Origin of the sequence: Pseudomonas sp. rhizo66 (assembly GCF_031931925.1) — a bacterium.
Classification (GTDB): Bacteria; Pseudomonadota; Gammaproteobacteria; order Pseudomonadales; family Pseudomonadaceae; genus Aquipseudomonas.
On the sequence record NZ_JAUJWZ010000049.1, the window covers coordinates 1 to 1,256 of the forward strand.

The following is a 1,256-nucleotide window of genomic DNA, read 5'->3' on the forward strand; positions in this document are numbered from 1 at the left end:
TGCAGTGGTCAACTAATTCCGGACACCTCGATAGGTGGTTTTGACGCCATCGCCCGCTCATAAGCGGTCGGTGGCAGATAACCCAGTTTCGAGTGCAACCGTTCGTTGTTGTAAAATCCAACGATGTACTCGGTGATGTCACGAATCGCTTCAGCATGGTTGGCGTAGTCACGTCGCCATACCCGCTCCATTTTCAAGCTCAGGAAGAAGCGTTCCATTACTGCGTTATCCCAGCAATTACCTTTACGGCTCATGCTCTGCTGCATGTCGTTTCTTGCCAGTAACTCTCTATAACTGGCACTGGCATATTGGCTGCCGCGATCCGAGTGGGCAATCAGACCTGGTGGCGGTTGACGCTGTGCGATGGCCAGTTGCATCGCGGTGCACACCAGCTCTGCCGGCATGTTCGGGGCCATCGACCAGCCCACTATCTTGCGTGAGAACAAGTCCAGTACAACGGCTAGATAGAGCCAGCCACTTCGGGTTCGTATGTAGGTGATGTCAGCCACCCAAGCCTTGTTTGGTGCCGCTGGATCAAATTTGCGGTTCAGTACATTCCCGGCAACCGGCAGGTCATGATTGCTATCGGTGGTGTGTACAAATTTGCGCTTCCAGGCCGAGCGTAGCCCGTGGGCGCGCATCAAGCGGCGGATTCTATACAACCCAACAAATATGCCTTTCTCACGTAAAGCATCACGCAAAGGGCGACTGCCGTAGCAGCCACCACTTTCAGCAAAAGATGCCTTGAGTTGCACAACGACAGCACAGTTCCGGAGAACAGGCGCTTCAGCACGCTTCTGCGCTTCATAGAAACCAGAGCGACTGACGCTCAATAAACGACAGACATGCGCTAGCGAGTAAGCCTTCTGTTGCAGCTGCCGAACCAGTCGATACGTTACTTCAGCTCGCGGGCAAAGAAGGCGGTAGCCTTTTTTAAGATGTCGTTGTCCATCTTGAGCTGCCGATTTTCCTGCTCCAACTGCCGAATGCGCTGCTGTTCCGCCGTTAATGGCTTGCCGATTCCGGCCTGCCCCAGTTGCTCTGCCTCGTATTGCTGAATCCAGCGTCGAACGGCTGTCTCACCAATGTTCAGATCCTGGCAAACCTGCACAACGGTGAGTCCCTGATCCTTGATCATCTTCACGACTTGCAGCTTGAAGCTGTCGTCGAATGCCCTGCGTTTTTTAGTCATGAATAACTCCTCAATAGATGTATTTTCCACCTATCGAGGTGTCCGGGGAAATTAGACCACTGCA

1 protein-coding gene is annotated in these 1,256 nt (G+C 53.2%); it reads right to left on the bottom strand.

What is annotated here, in order from left to right; translation table 11 throughout:
* Positions 1-8 precede the first annotated feature (8 nt).
* Positions 9-1,192 (bottom strand): IS3 family transposase gene (locus QZR14_RS27895; protein ID WP_250608374.1). Its coding sequence is split into 2 segments (ribosomal slippage): positions 9-928 and positions 928-1,192, totalling 1,185 coding nucleotides; the frame shifts between segments, so codons are not numbered across the junction.
* Positions 1,193-1,256 lie beyond the last annotated feature (64 nt).